The organism is Kitasatospora sp. NPDC093558 (assembly GCF_040683475.1).
Lineage (GTDB): Bacteria > Actinomycetota > Actinomycetes > Streptomycetales > Streptomycetaceae > Kitasatospora.
Window position 1 is genome coordinate 1 of record NZ_JBFBDY010000996.1, and the last position, 1,795, is coordinate 1,795.

3 protein-coding genes are annotated in these 1,795 nt (G+C 73.0%); 1 reads left to right on the forward strand and 2 read right to left on the reverse strand.

Annotated features, from left to right (window positions below; translation table 11 throughout):
* Nucleotides 1-521: HEAT repeat domain-containing protein (locus tag AB0O00_RS37765; protein ID WP_363659216.1), on the forward strand; the 521-nt coding region annotated here is incomplete at its 5' end.
* Between the two features lie 66 nt (nucleotides 522-587).
* On the opposite strand, the gene AB0O00_RS37770 is transcribed toward AB0O00_RS37765, so the two are convergent.
* Together AB0O00_RS37770 and AB0O00_RS37775 are read right to left on the reverse strand one after the other, a co-directional pair.
* Nucleotides 588-1,169 (reverse strand): AAA family ATPase, encoded by a 582-nt coding sequence (locus AB0O00_RS37770; RefSeq protein WP_363659217.1) that lies wholly within the window; start codon nucleotides 1,167-1,169, stop codon nucleotides 588-590.
* Nucleotides 1,170-1,242: 73 nt separating this feature from the next.
* A partial coding sequence (locus tag AB0O00_RS37775) for a hypothetical protein (protein ID WP_363659218.1) occupies nucleotides 1,243-1,795 on the reverse strand: 553 nt, incomplete at its 5' end.

Here is a 1,795-nt window from a genome sequence, read left to right on the forward strand (position 1 = left end):
GCCACCTCGGCAGCGCCGCCGTCGCCCGAGCCCGTGCGTGGACGGGCAGCAGCGACGGCACGCTCCGGCAACTCGCCGCCGGAGTCCTGTCCGGATCCGGCGAGCAAGAGGACAGCCCGTACCTCCTGGACCTCCTCACCAAAGCAGTTGACGCGGAAGACTGGTGCGCAGCCGAGACACCCGCGCGGGGCCTCGGCCGGCTCGGCACCACCGAGGCAACCGACGCCCTCGTCTGCGCCTGGGAGTCGACGATCCACTCCTACGCCCGCAAGGCGATCCTCAAAGGCCTACGCGGCTGCGCCCCCGCAGCAACGGCGGACGGCTTCACCGAGGAGGGACTCGACGACTGCGAACCCGGCGTGCAGGATGCCGCCTGCCGCCACGCCCCCGACACGCCTCCCGCCCGGGCCCGGCTCGTCGTGCTCTCCACCGACCCGCTCGCGGGCGAGCTCCGGGAGTCCGCGCGTCGGCGCCTGGAATCCTGCGCTGCCGTCGGCAATACGACAGGACCGTGCTCATGAGGCAGGCTGCTGGTACGAGATCCCGAGGTCTCACAGCCCACCGACCCGCCTCAGAGCGTTGCCGTCTTATGGCCGATGGCTCTCGACCAGGTAGGCGCCCCTCCCGAGGTTCGCCAGGATGCGGTCGGCGGTCGCCTCCGCCGATAGGTCGCTGGAGTCCAGGACGTTCGGCTCGTAGACGCCCAGGTCGCTGAACTGGGCGTACATCGACCGGATCGGTTCCGGGTCGGTCAGGGCGTCGCCGGTGCGGCCGGTCGCCCGGTCCAGGGTGGTGCGCTGGTCCGGGCGGAGGACGACGTAGTTCAGCGGCACGCCCCGCGCCTCGGCGGCGGTACGGAAGAGGTCGACGAACCACGGGCCGACGACGCCGTCGTACACCACGTGGTAGCCGCCGGCGGCGTAGCCGAACGCCGCCGCGACCAGGACGTCCAGGACCACCTGGTTCTGCCGGTGGGCCTCGGGCAGGTAGGGCGGGAGCCGGCCCTGCTTGATGTAGCGCCAGAAGTCGTCACTGTGCAGGTGGACGCTCGGGGACAGCCGATCGGCGAGGAGCGCCGCCACGGTGCTCTTTCCGGCGCCGGGCGGACCCGTCACGACGATCACCTGACCGCGGGCGGGGTCGGTCTGCTCGGAGGTCGGTGGATTCATCCCGTCACCGTGCCACGTTCGGCGGGCGCTTCGCTCCCGAATTTACCTCCCCTGCAGGTCGACGGGCTCGCGCTCAGCGGGGCCCGCGGCCGATGTCGCGGCCGAGTTCGAGGGCGAGGATCTGGTCCAGGCGCACGAAGGTCTCGAAGCGCGTGCCGGGTGACAGGTCGGTGCGGGCCTCCAGGGCGTCGAGTGCGCGCAGCGTGACCCGGGCGTCCAGGTCGTCGTCGAGGGCGTCGAAGCTCGCCGCGACCATGTCGGCCTCCGGCGGGCCGGAGGGCATGGAGGCGAGGTCGGCGACGAGCGCGCGCCAGCGGGTCAGCTTGTCGGCGGCGTCCGCGAGGGTGTCGGTGGTCAGCCGGACCGGGGCCGTGACGGGGTGTTCGAGGAGGGCGAGGCGCAGCGCGAGCGGATCGTCCTCGGGGGTGAGGGCCGGGGACGGCAGTTCGTCCGTCACCGGACCGGTGAGCAGGAGGACGGCGGCCGACGGCTCGGGGTTCGCGTCCGATCGGCTGGTGACCGTCAGATCGGCCGCCGTGTCCGCCTCCCCGCCTGTGCGCCGCTGGGCGGGCGGGTGGATGCCGAGGCGGTCGGCGGCGATGCGCAGGGCCCGGTTCTCCTCGTCG